Here is a 19,178-nt window from a genome sequence, read left to right as displayed (position 1 = left end):
TGTTGCTCAACTGAACCGTCATCTGATAGCTGTATTTGGCAACATATCCCGTACGCTTTTCTTTGAATATCTCACGTTAGGGGCATTGGCCAAATATCTTGCCAGTACATATCCTGACAAATGTATCGAGTGGACTGGTATAACGGCAGCCATTGATCTGCCAGTTGAAGATGTGCCTCGCCCATTGCCAGTACCAGTAGTTCACCCGGGGAATGAGCGAGAACCTATAGCAATCATTGGTATAAGTGGCCGATATCCGCAGGCAGACAATATCCGGACCTTCTGGGAAAATCTGAAGACAGGGAAGGATTGTGTCACTGAGCTGCCCGAAGACAGGTGGCCGTTGCAAGACTTTTATGAGGGCGATAAGGAACAGGCCATTGCTATTGGGAAGAGCTATAGTAAGTGGGGTGGATTTTTGCAGCACTTTGCAGCATTTGATCCTGTGTTCTTTCACCTTTCCCGTAGAGAAGCACAGGGTATTGATCCGCAGGAAAGAATTTTCCTCGAAGTATGCTGGGAAGCGCTGGAAGACGCGGGATATAGCAGGACAGCATTGGGTCACCTGTTTGACGGGCGCGTTGGCGTATTCGCTGGCATTACTAAGACAGGATTCGATTTGTATGGTCCGAAATTATGGGAGCAAGGAGATCGGCTTTATCCGCATACATCATTCAGTTCGGTCGCTAACAGAATATCATATCTGCTGAATCTACAGGGACCAAGTATGCCGATAGATACGATGTGCTCGTCTTCACTGACCGCTATTCATGAAGCATGCGAGTACCTGTTGAGAGGCGACTGTGCCATGGCTATTGCCGGGGGCGTGAACATTTATGTACATCCATCTACCTATATCTCACTAAGCGCTTACCGGATGCTGGCAGCAGACGGCAGGTCAAAGAGCTTCGGTATAGGTGGAGACGGTTTTGTACCTGGAGAAGGCGCTGGCGTATTAATATTGAAACGACTGAGCGATGCAGAGAAAGACGGAGATCATATTTACGGTCTTATCAAGGGTACTGCTATCAATCATGGTGGTAAGACCAATGGTTATACGGTGCCAAATCCTAATGCGCAGGCTGCTGTGATCAGTGATGCCTTACGTAAAGCCGGGGTACATGCACGCACCGTTAGTTATTTTGAAGCCCATGGTACCGGAACGGAGCTAGGCGATCCGATCGAGGTAACCGGTATCACGCGTGCATTTGAAAAGGACACCGAGGACAGGCAGTATTGCGCACTGGGAACCGTTAAATCAAATATAGGTCACCTGGAAGCCGCCGCCGGTGTTGCCGGACTTACCAAGATCCTGCTACAGATGAAACACCGTCAGATTGCACCTAGTTTACATGCGCAGGTGCTGAATCCTAACATCGTTTTCGAAGCATCTCCTTTGTTGTTACAGCAACAACTGGGCTTATGGGAGCGGCCGACAGTAACTATCAATGGAGAAACCAAAGAATATCCACTGATTGCAGGCATATCATCATTTGGCGCGGGCGGATCTAATGCACATGCAGTCATCCAGGAGTATATACCTGCAGCAAAACAAATAGCATACTTTGACGGACCGGTAATTATTATACTATCTGCACCCCATCCGGATAAGTTGAGGATGTTGGCTGAAAGGCTGCTTGCTCACATTGATGATGAAGGATATTCCAGTCAGCATCTGTACAGCATTGCTTATACGTTGCAATCCGGGCGGGAATACTTCAGTGAGCGACTGGCTATTGTGACCGACAGTATCACACATCTGCAGCAATCGTTGAAAGACTATCTCGCAGGTATTACTGCCGCACATATACTTTCCGGCAGTTATAACAAGTATCAGAAGGAAATTGGAGTATCTGTAGGTGTCCCAACTGCCTATCCTTCACTAGTCGCTGCCAAAGCCTTTAATGAGATAGCAAACCGCTGGCTGCAAGGTGAAGATCCCGACTGGAAACAGCTTTACACACCAGGTACTCCACAAAGAATATCACTTCCTGTCTATCCATTCACCAAAGAAAGAATCTGGTGGGCAGACGATCTTTCATCTACAACACAAGCTACTATGCCTGAAAATAATATTTCTAAACCAACAGGTATTTCACTAACCAATGTCCCGGCGGAGGTGTCTGAATCAATAGATAATCCGCCGCCAGCATATATTCCGGAGACAGCCGCAAGGACTCAGGAGGTGGTTGTTGCCGATACAAAGCAACTGGAACGAGAGCTGACTAAAACTTTTGCCGAGGTGCTATTGCTGGATATCAGTGAAGTAGATCCTGACAGACCCTTTGTGGATATGGGACTTGATTCTATTGTTGGTGTGGAATGGATACGTATTGTAAACAGGCAGTTCGGAACAGCAATGCCCGCCACGAAAGTGTATGATCATCCAACGGTAAGAGAATTTGCAGCATTCCTGGCTACGCTGGTAAAAAGTGAATCTCCGGCCACTATTCCGGAGCCGGTAACTATTCCGGAGAAGACAATTGTACCTGAACAACGCCCGCTTGGCAAGGAGTTCGGATTAGTAGTAGATGGTGTGAAACTACTGGACGAGCTGGTTTTAGATAACTGGAAAGTGCCTGCTCCGAAGTCTGGCGAAGTCCTCATACAGGTAAAGGCATCAGCAGTGAATTTTCCCGACGTGATGTGTGTGAAAGGACTTTATCCCACCATGCCTTCCTATCCTTTTGTCCCTGGCTTTGAAGTCGCCGGGATTGTAGCAGCAATCGGGACAGGTGTTACTGATTTTATCCCTGGTGATGAGGTAGTTGCTTTGACTGGTGTACAGCTGGGAGGACATGCAAATTATGTATGCACGCCAGTGGTCAATGTGGTGCGTAAACCGGTGAACTGGACCTTTGAAGAAGCTTGTAGCTTACCGGTAGTATTCGGTGCTGTGTATCATGCGTTTGAACTGGCCGGGCTTTCTGTCGGTGATAAGGTTCTTATTCAGACGGCTACGGGTGGTTGCGGATTGATTGCCCTGCAACTGGCGCACTTATACGGATGTGAGGTATATGGTACTTCCAGTAAAGAAGAAAAGCTGGATATACTAAGGCAAATAGGTATTAAACATACACTTAATTATAAGGACGATTTCGATAAAGAAATAAAAGAGCTGACAGCAGGAGAGGGTGTCAACGTAGTACTGAACCTGTTATCCGGTGAGCCTATCCAGAAAGGTATTAACAGCCTTGCTCCCCGTGGGCGCTACCTCGAACTGGCCGTACAGGGATTGAAAACCAGTATGAAGCTGGATCTCTCAAACCTGGTGGAAAATCAGTCTTTCTATAGTGTAGACCTGCGCCGGCTCGCCTTTATGCAAGGCGTAGATATCAGGCAGTTGCTGCAGTTAATGGTAGAAATGGCTGAGCACCATCAGATCGTTCCGATAGTGTCCAGGATATATCCGGTCAAGCTTGTGACGGATGCGCTTAAATATGTTGAGAGTGGTCAGCACATCGGTAAAGTGGTGGTCAGCCATAATGTAAGTACTGTCAAAGATCTGACGAAAGATTGTATTGATGCATTGCGTACACACCGCTTACGGACAGTGGGCGGCCAGCTGCAACCATTGGGTAGAAAGACCGCTCCAGCCGTACTGCCTGTCGGGACAACTCGTGTTGCTTCAGCCCCGGTAATGGAAGGAATAGCAATTATTGGTATGAGCGGCCAATTCCCCCAAGCAGCAAATTTGGACATCTATTGGGATAACCTCGTTAATGGGCGAGACTGTATTACAACGATTCCGGAGGAAAGATGGCCAGCTGATGCTTTTTATGATCCTGATATTACAGTACCGGGGAAAAGCAATAGTAAATGGATGGGTATCGTTCCTGATGCAGATAAATTTGATCCATTATTCTTCAATATTTCTCCTGCAGAAGCAGCACTGATGGATCCGCAGCAACGTCTCTTTTTAGAGAACTGCTGGCATTGTATAGAAGATGCCGGCATCCGTCCCGCTGATCTATGGGGCAGTCGCTGTGGAGTCTATGTAGGTTGTGCAGCCGGAGATTACGACCGGCGTATGACAGGAGATGCCTTAAATGCGCAGGGATTGATGGGCTGTTCGCCCTCTATTCTTAGTGCCCGCATTTCTTATCTGCTGAACCTGAAAGGGCCCTGCAAAGCAATTGATACTGCCTGCTCTTCCTCCCTGGTAGCTATTGCAGATGCCTGTGACAGCCTGTTGCTTGGATCCAGTGATCTGGCACTGGCAGGTGGTATAAGTATGATGCTTAGTCCGATGACCAACGTTGTAATCAGCAAGGCCGGGATGCTTTCGCCAACAGGTCATTGTTATACATTTGATGCCAGGGCCGACGGATTCGTACCCGGCGAAGGCACTGGTGTTGTGCTGCTGAAGCGACTCAGCGATGCAGAGCGGGACGGCGACCATATCTATGGCGTAATCCGTGGATGGGGCGTGAATCAGGATGGTAAGACAAACGGCATTACTGCTCCAAGCGTGAAATCACAGATAGCGCTGGAGAAAGAGGTATATGAGCGCTTTGCCATAGATCCTGCAACAATTACACTTGTTGAAGCCCATGGTACAGGTACCTTGCTGGGAGATCCTATAGAAGTGGAGGCTTTGACTACCGCATTCAGACAGTTCACCCCCAGCGAGCAATATTGTGCATTAGGATCTGTGAAAAGTAACATCGGCCATTTGCTGACCGCATCAGGGGTAGCTGGTGTGCTAAAAGTGCTGTTATCCATGCAGCACCGGCAACTTCCGCCTACTATCCATTTCAATAATCTGAATCAGCATATCAATCTTACCGGGTCGCCTTTCTATATCAATGACAGGTTGCAACCCTGGGAGGTTGCCAATGGTGTGCCAAGAAGAGCAGCAGTGAGTGCATTTGGCTTTAGTGGTACGAACGCCCATATCGTAATAGATGAGTATGTCAACACGTACGCAGCAACACGGCCAGAAACGCCGGTATTGATCATCTTATCTGCCGCTACCCTGGAACGTTTACAGACCTATGCAGGTTTACTGAAGGAGTTTGTAGGCTGTCATGAGAACTACCAGCTGGTAGATATAGCCTATACCCTACAAACAGGCAGAAACGAGATGTTACATAGAATGGCAGTGACGGTATCGACGGTCGCGCAGCTTTTACTTGTCCTGGAAGAATTTTCAGCCCATGGCAAAGCCGCCGGTGTTTACACAGGTATTGTCAGAAAAAATGCAGAGGAACTGCCATTAGGCACTGAAGATCTGCAAGCTTTGTTGTCTACCTGGATACAGCAACAACAGTACGACAAGATAGCGGCTTTGTGGGTCAAGGGAGCCCAGATCGACTGGCACAGATTGTATGCGGTAAGGCCTTCGCGTATCTCCTTACCGGGATATCCATTCGAGCGGGAAAGTTACTGGATCCCTGCAACGTTTCCGACTCCGGGTACTACTGTCAATAGTGAGCCTGTTGCGATGTCCGTTGCTTTACCTGGAGATGTCTATACCTTCAGGGAAGACTGGAAGCCTGCTGCTGCAGTAGCAGGGTTGATCCGATTATCGTGTGTTGTCTGCTTTATAACAGGTTCACATGCCCAGGACCAGCTTACTGCCTGGGCCAGAACTCAATCTCCGGCTACCCGTTTGATATTTGTTAGTAAAGGAACAAAATGGCAGGAGCATACGGCTGCACACTATACAATCGATGCTGATGCTACTAATGATTACGAAAGGGTGTTCCGTGCTGTTACCGCTGCATACGGCACCATTGACGGGGTCTTTTACGGCTGGCCGGCAGAAGATGGTGGATGTATTCCCCGGTATGGATATATACTATCTCTTTTACAGGGATTACATCGCGCAGCTATACAGCCCTCCCGCATCGTATTAGGCGCTATTATAGACGGAAACCGGTCACGTAGCTATGTGGATAGCTGGATCGGTTTTGAGCGCTCTTTGGGCTTTATTCTGCCCGAAACGAAGCTATATGTAGTAGGTGACTCCGCCGGCAACCTGCAAACGATTTTCGAGGCGCTATTTGCAGAAACGGCGGAGAGCGCCCTACACATAGATAGTGTGCGTTATACTACACATGTCAGCAAGATTGTTGCTGATCATCAGGCTCCTGTCTTTAAGCAGGGTGGTACCTACCTGATAACTGGGGGCGCAGGCGGATTAGGCAGACTGCTAGCACAATATATCACCTCCAAATATCCTGTTAACCTGGCTCTTATTGGCCGGTCTGCACCCGATGCATCTTTTGCAGCATTGAAGACGGCCTTACAGCAGAATGGCAGCCAGGTAATATACCTCCAGGCAGACGTCACTGATGAGGCCAGCCTGACGATGGCTATTGATACAATTCACAAACAATTGGGCGCTATTAATGGTGTGATACATGCTGCCGGTGTAATGGGTAATGAGCTACTCACCGATACTACTGTAGCTGCATTTGATAAAGTGTTGTTACCAAAAGTACAGGGTGTCTTGTTGCTCGATAAGATCCTCAGCCAGCAGCAGCCGGAATTTATCTGTCACTTTTCCTCTTCCGCAGCTATATTGGGAGATTTCGGGTCGGCAAGTTACGCGGTAGCTAATCGCTTCCAGACAGCTTATAGCTGCCTGCAACAGCGCCCGCAAGGTGCAGGAAAAACTGTGGTGATCAACTGGCCATTATGGCGGGAAGGTGGCATGCACTTGCCCGCGGAAGGAAGTACTGCCCTTTACCTGCAAACCAGCGGACAACGATTGCTGGAAAGACAGGAAGGATTGCAGCTGTTTGAACGGTTATTGTCTCAGTCAGGTAGACAATATCTTGTACTGGCCGGACAGGAAGACCGGATCAACACTTTCCTCCGTAAAACAGAGGCTCCTACCTCATCACTTGAAGAGAAAATCGAACAGGATCTTAAACAACATATCAGCATACTGCTGAAGATAAGAGAAGAGAAACTGAACCTGCAGGATAATCTGGCAGATTACGGCTTCGATTCCATCAGCCTCGCAGCGCTGGCTCGTCAGCTCAGCGAGCATTTTAAGCTGAATATTACACCGGCACTATTTTTTGGCTATTCTTCTATCGGTAAACTTGTTAGCTACTTCGCCGATAATCACCGCCAGGAAATGACCGCCTATTATACGCAAGCTCAATCTGGTCAGGTAACACCAGTCGTGCGCACTGCGGATCTGATCAGCGAACAGCCCGTTACGCGTCAGGACCGTCCAGCTACAGCTGATGAACCAATAGCAATTATCGGTATGAGTGGCCGCTTTCCAGGAGCCAGGAGTATAGAAAAACTCTGGCAATTACTACTGAACGGGAGAGAGGCGATTGAAGAAATTCCTCCGCAACGGTTTGACTGGAAAGCGTATTATGGTGATCCGGTGAATGAGCCGGGAAAAACGAATGGAAAATGGTGCGGTATCATACCCGGTGTGCGGGAATTTGATGCAGCATTTTTTAATATCTCCCCCAAAGAAGCAGCGGATATGGATCCCCGTCAGCGGTTATTGCTGCAGGAATCCTGGAATGCATTGGAAGACGCCGGTTATGGACCTGACAGGATCCGGGATGAAAAAATAGGCATGTTTGTCGGAGCAGAAGACGGAGACTACAGCATGCTGTTAAATGAAGGTAATATCACCGGCAATCACAACGGTATTCTGGCCGCCAGAATGGCTTACTTCCTGAACTTTAATGGTCCAGTTATGACCATCAATACCGCCTGTTCTTCCGGATTGGTAGCAGTACATCAGGCCTGTCAGAGTCTGCGTACCGGCGAATGTGATACGGCGATGGCTGCAGGCGTTAACCTGTTGCTGACTCCCGCAGGATTTGTTGGAATGGGACAGGCTGGCATGCTGTCTCCGGACGGTACCTGTTATGCGTTTGATAAACGTGCCAACGGGCTGGTTCCCGGTGAGGCTGTAGCAGTTGTAGTATTGAAGCGGTTGTCGGCAGCACTGGCTGACGGTGATCCGGTAATGGCTGTCATACGCGGTAGCGGTATAAACTATGATGGTCATAGTAATGGCATCACCGCACCCAATGCCGTTGCACAGGCAGCCCTGCTCAAAGGTGTTTACGACAGGAATGGTATTCACCCCGAAGACATTGGCTATATCGTTAGTCATGGTACAGGAACCCGGATCGGTGACCCCGTAGAAGTGCAGGCACTGGATACCGCGTTTGCAGGCTATACCGCTAAAAGGCAGTATTGTGCTGTCACCTCCGTTAAAAGCAACATCGGACATACATTCGCCGCTTCCGGCCTGGTAAGTATGCTTACCCTGGTGAAATCCCTACAGGAAGGCGTTATACCGGCCAGCCTGCATTGTGAGCAGGATAGTGATTATATCAACTGGAAAAACAGCTGCTTTTACATTAACAAAGAAAACAGGAACTGGTCAGCCAACACCAGCGGTCACCGCCTTGGTGCTGTCAGCGCCTTCGGTATGAGTGGTACCAATGCGCATCTTGTGCTGGAAAGTTATGCAGCTGAAGAAAAAGAAGTGCGCTCCTTATCAGCTTACCTGTTGGTGCTGTCAGCAAAAACTGAACAGGCGCTGACTGAACGTGCCAGGTCCTTGCTTGCATGGTTATATGAAACGCCTGCTTCCCCGGGTCTGCTTCCTGCACTTGGTTATACTTTGCAAACCGGCCGGTTTCATTTCCGTTACCGTTGCGCACTCATTGTACACGACCTGCAGGACGGTATCCAGCAGCTGCAAAGTATGCTGGAGGGAAAACATCCGCCCAGGGTGTTCCGCGCGGCTGTTCCGGCAGGGTTTAGTCCGCAGCCGTCTCTCCAGCATTACATGGAAGAACTGCTCCGTGAATACGCCGGAAGAGGAAATGAACCTTCCGGTTATGACGAACAACTGCATGGTCTGGCCACCCTGTACTGCCAGGGGTATGATATCGACTGGGATGAACTTTACCGTGACGAAATACCCGGTAAGATCCATCTGCCGGGGTATCCATTCGAGAGAACAGAGTACTGGACCAAAGAAAAGTCTCCCGGAAATGTGCCTCAGGCAGCCCCGCTTACGCTGAAAGCTACAGCGCCGGCATCGACATCCCGAGAGCCTGACAACTTACATTATTACGATCGTCTGCTGGATGAAGTAATAGACGATACCATCGATATAGAAAGTGCTATCCTTAAAATAATGACTAATCCTCCCCAGGTATGAAAGAACAGAACACCACAGATCAGCTGCAATTCCTGCTTCAGCAATTGCGCGATAAAAAGTTATCCAAAACAGTGGCACTGGAAATGATCCGTCAGTTGAAACAGACGGGAAGTTATACCCGGCAGACCATCAAGACACCGGTAGTTACTCTAAGTCCTGCGAATGGCAATGGACATACCGACACCCAGGAAGTACTCACCCTTCATGAAGATGATGCTATCATCATGCAGATCAGGAATACGCTGGCAGAAGTCATGATACTCCATCCCAACGATATCGATATTGACCAACGCTTTATTGATATGGGGGTTGATTCAATTGTAGGTGTTGAATGGGTTCGCCTGCTGAATAAAGCTTTTGGTATCAATATACCCGCTACCCGTTTATATGATTTTCCCACTATTACCGGTCTGGCCGGATTTATAGCAGCGGAAATGAAAGAACGGCCTGCTATCACCCAACAACCAAAGCCTTCCCCGGCAACCGATCACCTTATTATTGCTACTGATATAGAAACCACCTTGAAAAACAGTCTTTCTGAGGTGCTTTACCTGGATACGGCTCAATTGGACAGTAATGCCCGATTTACAGACATCGGAATAGACTCTATCATCGGCGTAGAATGGGTACGTACCATCAACAGGATCTATTCTCTTAATCTGCCTGCCACCCGGTTGTATGATTATCCCTCCATACGGGAACTGGCCGCTTACCTGCGTACATTGAAAGAACAAGCTCCTGCGCCTGAAAAACTACAGCCGCCGCAGCCCATTATAGACAGACTACCGGAAAGTTATGGCGTGGTATTATCCGGGGTACAGACGTTGGATGAAATCAGTATTCAGCCCTGGCATGTACCTCCGCCAACAGAATGGGAAGTTACTATACAAGTGAAGGCTTCTGCGATCAATTTCCCGGATACAATGTGTATCAAGGGGTTATATCCGACAATGCCCGATTATCCGTTTGTCCCGGGATTTGAGGCTGCTGGCATTATTACAGCAACTGGTAGTAGCGTAACGCAGTGGAAAGCAGGAGATGAGGTGGTGGTAACCGGCGGACAACAACTTGGTTGCCATGCCAGTTATGTGAACGTCCCCGTAGCTGGCATAGTCAGGAAACCTGCCACATGGTCGTTCGAGGAAGCCTGTTGTATGCCTGTAGCGTTCACTACGGTATATCATGCCTTTGAGCTGGCTGCATTGAAGCCGTCAGAACGCATATTGATACAGACAGCCACCGGCGGTTGCGGCCTTCTGGCATTACAACTTGCCAGTCTGACAGGCTGTGAATTGTCTGGTACCTCCAGCCGCCAGGAGAAACTGGATATATTGACAGCGTTAGGAGTATACGCCATCAACTATCTGGACGAACAAGCGACGAACAAGCGACGAACAAGCGACGAACAAGAGGTGGACGTGGTGCTTAATATGTTAAGTGGTGAAGCTATTCAAAAGGGGCTGGATATACTGGCTGCGGGGGGAAGATACCTGGAACTGGCAGTACACGGCCTCAAGACGAGTAAAGCGCTTGATTTCTCCCGCTTACTGGATAACCAGGTGTTCTATAGTATCGATATGCGCCGCCTGGGAGCTACTGATCCTGAACGGATTGCAGGGTATATGGCAAAATTAGGTAAAATGGCTGCATCCGGTGATCTGGTGCCTATTGTGTCCCGGATCTACCCCGTTAGCCAGATTGCCGAGGCCTTACGTTATGTTGAAAGTGGCGCACATATCGGCAAGGTCGTGATCAGTCATACGGCGACCGTCATGGAAGATCGTACTGAACGGATGCTCAAAGCATTAAAAAGTCAGATGCAACGCAGATCATTTCCGGATCTGTTTTCAAATATACCCGCCGCTGCGCCGGTGCAGGAAGAGCATATTGCCATTATCGGGGTAAGTGGCCAGTTTCCTCAATCTCCGACATTGGAAGCATTCTGGGATAACCTGAAAGAAGGCAGGAACTGTATAAGGGAAGTCGGGCCGGAACGCTGGTCCGTTGAAAATTTTTATAGTCCTGACCCGGAAGCTGCCGGAAAGACGAGCTCTAAGTGGATGGGAGTATTGGAAGACGCAGACAAGTTTGACCCACTGTTCTTTAACATATCGCCGGCTGAGGCTGTACTGATGGATCCGCAACAACGGTTGTTTCTGGAGAACTGCTGGCATAGTATCGAAAATGCAGGTATCAGTCCTGCCTCCCTGGCCGGTACCCGTTGTGGTGTATTTGCCGGTTGTGCAGTAGGAGATTACGGTGTAGGGTCAGACCAGCTGACTGCACAGGGACTTATGGGCGGCGCAAGTTCTATCCTGAGCGCTCGTATCTCTTACCTGCTCGATCTCAAGGGTCCATCCCTCGCCATTGAAACTGCCTGCTCTTCTACACTTGTTGCCATCGCTGCTGCGTGCGACAGCCTGGTCCTTGGCCGTAGCGATCTGGCCCTGGCCGGCGGAGTCTGTGTAATGGCCGGTCCTTACATGCATATTATGACCAGTAAAGCAGGCATGTTATCACCTACCGGTCGCTGCTACTCTTTTGATAGCCGTGCAGATGGTTTTGTTCCCGGAGAAGGAGCAGGGGTATTCCTGCTGAAAAGGTTATCCGATGCCGAACGTGACGGCGACTATATCCATGGTGTCATACGTGCATGGGGTGTGAATCAGGATGGAAAAACCAATGGTATCACTGCGCCGAGTGTTCGCTCTCAACAGACGCTGGAACAGGAGGTATATGAACACTTCAGGGTAGATCCGGCTACTATCACTATGCTTGAAGCGCATGGTACCGGAACGCCACTTGGAGATCCGATAGAGGTTGAAGCCTTATCAGGCGCTTTCAGAAAATATACCAGGCAGACCGGCTTCTGTGCATTAGGCGCTGTTAAAAGTAATGTGGGACACCTGATGAATGCCGCCGGTGCAGCAGGACTTATGAAGATACTGTTGTCCATAAAGCATAAGTCCATTCCACCTACTATACACTTTGAACAGCTCAATGAGCATATTAATTTGGAAGACGGCCCTTTCTATATCAACACAACATTACAGCCATGGACCCCTCCGGCAGGTACGCGGCGGCGGGCAGCTATCAGTGCTTTCGGCTTCAGTGGTACTAATGCTCACCTGGTAATCGATGAATATAGCCTGCCTTCAAAACAGGTGAAGCCGAACATACTGGGTTCATTGTTCTTGCTGTCTGCCAGGAACGAAGAACGGCTCAGGGCATATGCGCAGGAATTGTATCAGTATGTACAGTCAACAGATGAACTTACACTCCCCGCGCTTGCCTATACGCTGCAGACCGGAAGGGATACAATGAACAGCAGACTGGCAGTACTGGCAACAAGTAAAGACCAACTATTGTCAGGCCTACAGGATTATGTTGCTGATTCTCCGAATCCTGCCTACATATCAGCTCAGGTAAAGAAAGGTCGGGAAGGCTTTTCCGGATTGGGCGAGGATGAAGATGTGCAGTCGCTGGTACACAACTGGCTGAAGAAAAGAAAGCTTGCCAGGGTGGCGGAATTATGGGTAAAAGGGTTAGCTGTTGAGTGGGATATCTTCTATGGAGATGACCGCCCATACCGTATACCAGTACCCGGGTATCCGTTTGCAAGAGAGCGTTACTGGCTCAATAATGAACCCTTGCCGGCAGTACAACAACCTTCTTACAATGTTGTCGGTCCTGTATGGAAGCCCGCCCCCGTAACCGCCAATCAGGTAAAAGTGTTTGATAAACACTGGGTGCTGTTATGCGGAATACAGGAAGACTATATACAATGGCTGAAGCAACAACTGCCTGCTGTGCATGTTGATGTTATACAGCCACATGGCGAGTACATAGCGAGTAGTTATTCCATGCACGCAACAATGATTTTTGAGCAGTTGCAGGAGTTTCTACAAAACAAAGGCCATGCACAATTATTAGTACAAGTGATTATTGCTGACAAGCCGGCTAACAGAATCTATGAAGGATTAACAGGATTGCTGAAAACAGCAGGGCTTGAAAATCCAAGAGTAACAGGTCAGGTGATTGTATTACCAGCTACAGTAAAGGAAGAGATACTGGAAGTGATCGATGAAAATGCTGCAGTTAATGACGCATTCGTACGTTATCAGGGACAAGCACGGTTGGTGCAGGACTGGGAACCGGTTACCGCACAACATGTACTGCCTGTATGGAATGCAGGTGGCGTTTACCTGCTTACCGGCGGACTTGGTGGTATCGCCCTGCTGTTTGCAAGGGAGATATTGCAGCGGGAACCGTCAGCCACATTGATACTGGTGGGCCGGTCTCCATTGACTGCAGAGAAGGAAGGTCAACTAAATAGCCTGCAGACTCAGGTAGGTAATGTTGAATATTATCAGGCCGACTGCTCCCAGCGGGAAGCAGTAGCAGCACTGTTTCAGCATATTATCAGGAAATATGGAACCCTCAATGGCATTTTGCATAGCGCCGGCCAGATAAAGGACAACTTCATTATTCGCAAGACAGTCGAGGAATTTGAAAGTGTACTATCTCCCAAAATTCACGGTGTTCAGTATATCGATGAATTGAGCAAGGAGTTGCCGCTGGACTGGTTTATCTGTTTCGGTTCCGTAGCCGGCGTATCGGGTAATGCAGGCCAGGCAGATTATGCGGGCGCAAACGCCTTCCTGGATGCGTATATGCACTACAGGCATACCCTTATGCTAGCCGGACAACGTTCAGGTATCAGCTTGTGTATCGACTGGCCATTGTGGAAAGACGGTGGTATGAAAGTAGACACCGCAACGGAACAGGCCATGACAAAAGCAGGCATGCCATCCCTCGATACTGCTACAGGTATAGCTGCCTTCTATCAGGCGATGGCCGCCGACCAGCCACAGGTGATGGTAGTAGGTCGTACTACAACATATAGGGATACGTCCACCGACGTTGCTGTAGCGGTATCAACAGCCAGGAAGCGAATAGCAGTCACCTTATCAGCTGACGAGTTGAAACAGACTACACTAGCATTGTTAAAAGAATTACTGTCTGAACATATCCAGTTGCCCGCATCCGCTATTGATGAAGACGAAGCGTTTGAGAGCTATGGTATTGACTCAATAATGATTAATCAACTCAATCAGCGCCTGGCACGCATATTCGGTAGCATCTCCCGGACGCTGTTTTTTGAATATCAGAGCTTGCGTACACTTGCAGATTTTCTGGCAATACACTACCCCGACGCTTGTCATCAATGGGCTGGTGTAAGCGAAGAGGAGGTAGTTGTCGCACCTGTAGCGCGGGAAACGAAGATAGCGCCGGATGTTACGCCAAATAAACGAGTGCCTTCGTCGCCGGCTGAACGGGAGGCGATTGCGATTGTTGGTATCAGTGGTCGTTATCCGCAGGCGGCCAATGTACATGCCTTCTGGGATAATCTGCGTGAGGGGAAAGATGTCATCACGGAAATCCCGGCTGACCGTTGGTCACTTGAAGGTTTCTGGACACCTGATATAGACGAGGCAATAGAACAGGGTAAGAGTTATGGTAAATGGGGTGGTTTCCTGCAGGATCATACCGCATTTGATGCAGCCTTCTTTAACATATCTCCCCGGGAAGCATTAAGTATCGATCCCCAGGAGCGCTTGTTCCTGGAAGTTTGCTGGGAAGCACTGGAAGATGCAGGATATACCCGCAAGATGTTGCTTGAACAATATAAACAACAGGTAGGGGTGTTTGCCGGGATTACCAAGACTGGCTTTGATCTGTATGGCCCGGCACTGTGGGCACAGGGAGAAAAGATATTCCCGCATACGTCTTTTAGTTCAGTCGCTAACAGGATCTCTTACTTCCTGAATATACATGGACCAAGTCTACCTGTAGATACCATGTGTTCGTCATCACTCACAGCGATTCATGAAGCCAGTGAGTATCTGTTAAGAGGTGATTGTACAGTAGCCATAGCTGGCGGTGTAAATCTTTACCTGCATCCGTCCAGTTTTATCAGTCTGTCAGCACACAGGATGTTATCTATCGATGGTCGTTCAAAAAGCTTCGGTGCAGGCGGAGATGGCTTTGCACCTGGCGAAGGGGTCGGCGCGGTTGTACTGAAACGCCTTTCTGATGCAGAGAAAGACGGAGACCATATATATGCCCTGATCCGCAGCACAGGCATTAATCATGGAGGCAAAACCAATGGATATACAGTGCCGAATCCCGGAGCGCAATCATCGCTGATTCGTGCTACGCTTGATAAAGCAGGTATTGATGCCCGCCAGATCTCTTATGTAGAAGCGCATGGTACAGGTACCGCACTGGGGGACCCGATTGAAGTAACCGGCCTGACACAGGCATATGAGAAAGATACGCTTGACAAACAATATTGTGCGTTGGGAGCAGTGAAGTCTAACATTGGACATCTGGAAGCCGCTGCCGGTATCGCGGGTCTTACAAAAATTGTATTACAATTAAAGCACGAACAGCTGGCACCTAGCCTGTATGCCGGTGTTGCTAATCCTAACATCTTGTTTACCACGACTCCATTTGCCGTACAACAGGAATTGACCGCCTGGAAAAGACCGGTACTGGATATCGACGGTAAGCAACAGGAATTTCCACGTATCGCCGGATTATCTTCTTTTGGAGCAGGCGGCGCTAATGCACATATAATAGTTGAGGAGTATAGTCGTAAGCCAAAGGATTTGAAGATAGGAGATGCGGTGATTGTACTGTCTGCACATGATGCTGACAGGTTACCATTGATAGCCGAACGGTTGCTCACCACCCTGGAACGTGAAAGATATACCGACAGACAACTGGCGGCTATCAGCTGGACATTACAGACCGGAAGAGAGGCAATGGAAGAGCGTATTGCGTTCACCGTTTCGGGAATGGATGAACTCCGTCAGAAATTAAAAGCCATTGCAAAGGAAGATCATACAGGTATACATCGCGGGAAGGCAAGCAGGCGTAAGCAGGAAGCGGCAGCTGTACCGCCTAAATGGATCTCCGACAGGGCGCTGGATAAGATAGCAGCAGCATGGGTAGTCGGCGCAGATATACAATGGGAATTAATGTATACGCATGGTACACCAACACGTATCAGTCTACCGCCTTACCCTTTCAAAAAGGAGCGCTACTGGCTGCCTGCATTGGTTACTCCCGTATTGCAAGAGATTGAACGACTGGTTCCCTCATCAGCACCACTATTGAAAGTAGAACTCGGTAATATTACCTTACAACCGTTAGTAACTTCAGGGCCTCATATCCCCGAAGTGGTTACACCGGTTGAAATAGCACCGGGATCTGTCACTGATGTAGTATCAGCTGTTCCTATAAAACGGGAGATAGGTTCAGAAACTGCCCCGTCGCTGCCCGCCATTCAGAACATCCTGATCAACACCCTGGCTGATGTATTGTTGATGCAGCCGGAAAGTGTGCAGTCAGACAAGAGCTTCCTGGATATGGGGCTTGATTCTATTGTAGGCGTAGAATGGATGCGCACTGTAAATCGGGAATTTAACATAAACGTACCTGCTACCAGGGTATATGATTATCCTACTATAGAGGAGTTGACTGCTTTCATTTCTGATGAATTGAACAAAGCCGGACATGCCGTTCCAGCTGTTGCTATAACAGAAGAACCGGTTAAAACAGCTGCCCCGACAGAGGGGTTCCAACAAAGAAATCCGGTGAAGAGAAAGGGATCCTCATATGGACTGGTTGTATCCGGTGTGCAAACCCTGGACGAAGTGTGCATGAAAGAGTGGGACGTGTCGCTCCCGGCCGCAGGCGAGATCACAATAGAGGTGAAAGCATCTGCTGTTAACTTCCCTGATACGCTTTGTGTAAAGGGATTATATCCAACCATTCCTGACTACCCTTTTGTGCCCGGTTTTGAAGTGGCAGGACTGGTGAGTGTAGTAGGAGAAGGTGTAACGGACGTTAAAGTAGGGGATAAGGTAATTGCTACTACTGGCACGCAGCTGGGCGGCCATGCCGGTTTTGTAAATGTGGCGGCAGCACATACAGTCAGAATGCCAGGCAACTGGACATTCGAGGAAGCTTGTAGTCTGCCGGTAGTGTTCAGCACTGTCTTATATGCTTTTGAACTCGGGCGACTGTCGCCGGGCGAAAAGGTACTCATACATACCGCTACAGGCGGATGCGGATTGGCAGCCCTTCAGCTGGCGAATCTGAAAGGATGTGAGATCTACGCTACAGCGGGTAAGGAACATAAGCTGGAACTATTGCGGCAGCTTGGTGTAAAACATGTGCTGAGCTATAAAGGAGATTTCGATAAAGAGATCCGGGAAGTTACCAATGGAGAGGGAGTACAGGTAGTACTCAATATGCTGTCAGGTGACGCCATTCAGAAAGGATTACGTGTACTGGCAAATGGTGGCCGCTACCTGGAGTTGGCTGTCCATGGATTAAAGACCAGTGCCCGGTTAGACCTGTCTTCTTTGCTGGCCAATCAGTCCTTCTACAGCATTGATCTGCGCCGAACCGGCACTGGAGAACAGGAGCAGGGCAAGGCCTTGCTGGATAGTATCGTTGTCATGGCAGAAGCAGGCCTGATTGTACCAGTAGTATCCAGGGTGTACCCTGTTGATCGTATTCAGGAGGCGCTGGCATATGTAGACCAAGGAGAACATATCGGAAAGGTAGTGATCAGTCACGTAGCAACAGAAATGCATGACCTCACAACGACCTGTATCACCCGGTTAAAGCAGCAACGCAATAAACGGATGCCAGGAAATCACCGGCAGACAACACAGCAGCTGCACGCAGCGGTGAAAGAAACGCCGGTTGCCAATGAACGCATAGCGATAATAGGAATGAGCGGACAATTCCCGCAGTCTCCGGACCTGAATATTTACTGGGACAACCTGCGGAATGGGAAGGACTGTGTCACAGAAGTACCTGCTACGCGCTGGCCGGTTGAGCAGTACTTTGATAAGGATGTGAAGGCCCCAGGTAAGACCAATAGTAAGTGGATGGGAGTATTGGAGGATGCAGACAAATTCGATCCGCTGTTCTTCAATATCTCGCCCGCTGAGGCAGCGCTTATGGACCCTCAGCAACGCGTCTTTCTTGAAAACTGCTGGCATTGTGTAGAGCATGCGGGAATTGCACCGTCTTCTTTATGGGGCGCACGCTGTGGTGTATTCGTAGGCTGCGCTACCGGCGATTATGGTGCAGGAGATGACAACATGAATGCGCAGGGGTTGATGGGTGGTTCTATCTCTATATTGAGTGCAAGAATCTCTTATCTGTTGAATCTGAAAGGCCCATGTCTGGCAATAGAAACAGCCTGCTCTTCTTCCCTGGTAGCTATTGCTTCAGCATGTGATAGCCTGTTGTTACACAGGTGTGATAGTGCTCTCGCTGGGGGAGTATGTATACTACCATCGCCGCTCACCCATGTAATGACCAGTAAGGCGGGCATGCTTTCACCCACGGGGCACTGTTATACTTTTGATAGCAGGGCAGATGGTTTCGTACCAGGTGAAGGAGCAGGCCTAGTAATGCTGAAAAGACTGAGTGATGCAGCGCGCGACGGCGATCATATCTATGGTGTGATTCGTGGTTGGGGCGTGAACCAGGATGGTAAGACGAATGGCATTACTGCACCTAGTATGAAGTCGCAGGTGCAGCTGGAGCAGGAAGTGTATGATCGCTTCCGTATTGATCCGTCTACTATCTCACTATTGGAGGCACATGGTACCGGCACCCAGTTAGGAGATCCTATAGAGGTAGAAGCATTGGTTAATGCTTTTAAAAAATATACGGACCAGACTGAATATTGCGCCCTCGGTGCTGTCAAAAGCAATATGGGGCATCTGTTGACAGCAGCAGGAGCTGCCAGTGTAATAAAAGTATTACTGGCATTACAGCATAAACAGCTACCACCTACCATCAACTTCCGCAAGTTGAATGAGCATATTTCCCTGGAGGGAAGTCCTTTTTATGTGAATACTGACCTGAAGCCATGGGAAACTGCATGCGGAACTCCGCGTCGTGCGGCAGTCAGTGC

2 protein-coding genes (both only partly in view) are annotated in these 19,178 nt (G+C 49.0%); both read left to right on the top strand.

Going from position 1 to position 19,178, the window contains the following annotated elements; all coding sequences use genetic code 11:
- A protein-coding gene (locus K1Y79_RS28355; protein WP_220253607.1) for an SDR family NAD(P)-dependent oxidoreductase crosses the window boundary here: on the top strand, nucleotides 1-9,166 show its 3' portion. It extends 8,300 nt beyond the left edge of the window; the window shows 9,166 of its 17,466 coding nt (coding positions 8,301-17,466); the start codon falls outside the window, past its left edge; the stop codon is at nucleotides 9,164-9,166.
- On the top strand, nucleotides 9,163-19,178 hold the start of the coding sequence (locus tag K1Y79_RS28350; RefSeq protein WP_220253606.1) for an SDR family NAD(P)-dependent oxidoreductase. Its footprint extends 13,234 nt past the window's final position; the window shows 10,016 of its 23,250 coding nt (coding positions 1-10,016); the start codon lies at nucleotides 9,163-9,165; its stop codon lies off the right edge, out of view. The genes K1Y79_RS28355 and K1Y79_RS28350 overlap by 4 nt, the downstream gene beginning before the upstream one ends.

Origin of the sequence: Chitinophaga rhizophila (assembly GCF_019492185.1) — a bacterium.
Taxonomy (GTDB): domain Bacteria; phylum Bacteroidota; class Bacteroidia; order Chitinophagales; family Chitinophagaceae; genus Chitinophaga; species Chitinophaga rhizophila.
This window is presented reverse-complemented; position numbering and strand designations above follow the sequence as displayed.